This window comes from Bradyrhizobium sp. CCBAU 11386, assembly GCF_028128955.1.
Lineage (GTDB): Bacteria > Pseudomonadota > Alphaproteobacteria > Rhizobiales > Xanthobacteraceae > Bradyrhizobium.
Genome location: NZ_LBKA01000020.1, coordinates 56,271 through 57,016 on the forward strand (window position 1 = coordinate 56,271; position 746 = coordinate 57,016).

Here is a 746-nt window from a genome sequence, read left to right on the forward strand (position 1 = left end):
GTTCCGCCACTTCGCTGATGGGCCAAGAGTAGCCATTGGCATGTTTTGCAAGCCATGTTTGTCTGGCGGGTCGTCAGCAGCCGAATTCCCGCGCTTTGACGTAGATCAAATCACACTTAGCCAATAGTAGTAATTTAGCTTTCGCATGGCGCGCATAGTTTGCGACAATGTCTAAGCGTTTGTGCGAATCAAACCAATAGGCAGCCTGCTAGGAAACGACGCTTTTCGAAGGGCTGAGAATTTCGATGACGGTCCGCCAGTTGCTCAATGAAAAAGGGCATGATGTTTTTACAATTGGCCCGGACAATACCGTCTTTGAGGCCATACAAAAGATGGCTGACCAGAACACTGGTTCTTTGGTTGTAGTCGAGGACGGAAATCCCGTTGGCATCATTACTGAACGACATTACGCACGGAACGTGTTTTTGAAGGGGCGTGCATCCCCTACAACTCGTGTTCGTGACATTATGGAGGCGAAAGTTTTATACGCTCACCTTGATCAAACTGTGGAAGAATGCATGGCCGTTATGACTGAGAAGAGAGTTCGCCACCTTCCCGTTATTGATCAGGGCAAATTGGTCGGAATTGTATCGATTGGAGATCTGGTAAAAAGCATAATCGGTAAACAAGAATTCGTCATTGACCAGTTGGTACAATTTATTCACCGCTAATGCGGATCGACTATCACGCCGATTGCGCTTTCCGATTGTCAAACCTTTTCCGCTTTTGGTGATGATTTAATCGCG

1 protein-coding gene is annotated in these 746 nt (G+C 47.1%); it reads left to right on the plus strand.

The genetic code is table 11. From position 1 onward, the window contains the following. Positions 1-245: 245 nt before the first annotated feature. Positions 246-671 carry a CBS domain-containing protein gene (locus XI09_RS05580; RefSeq protein WP_271565972.1) on the plus strand — a complete coding sequence of 142 codons (426 nt, stop codon included), beginning with the start codon at positions 246-248 and terminating at the stop codon, positions 669-671. Positions 672-746 lie beyond the last annotated feature (75 nt).